This is a genomic window from Pollutimonas rozaliensis (assembly GCF_048751585.1).
In the GTDB taxonomy this organism is placed as follows: domain Bacteria; phylum Pseudomonadota; class Gammaproteobacteria; order Burkholderiales; family Burkholderiaceae_B.
The window spans coordinates 1-252 of record NZ_JAZHOB010000253.1 but is presented as its reverse complement, the minus strand read 5'-3'; the positions used below and the strand labels follow the sequence as shown (position 1 = coordinate 252).

1 tRNA gene is annotated in these 252 nt (G+C 44.8%); it reads left to right on the top strand.

Going from position 1 to position 252, the window contains the following annotated elements:
• The first annotated feature begins 152 nt into the window (after window positions 1-152).
• Window positions 153-228 (top strand) — tRNA-Met (locus V0R37_RS22795).
• Window positions 229-252 lie beyond the last annotated feature (24 nt).

The window sequence follows — 252 nt, the reverse complement described above, 5'->3', positions numbered from 1 at the left end:
GCAAATGGTTAGCCACCTGACCTTCAATCAGTTGCTCGCGGGTTCGAATCCCGTCTACGACTCCAAATTTGACAGAAGACCAAATACAGCAAACAACTTTTACTTTTCGCGCATAGAAAAAAATAAAAAGCTTGGTCTGGTCATTAAGAATCGCGGGTATAGAGAAAGGGCGTCTCACATGTCTCATTAGCATGGTAACGGTTGGTTCGACTCCAACACCCGCCTCCAAATTTACAGAAGACCGTTTACAGC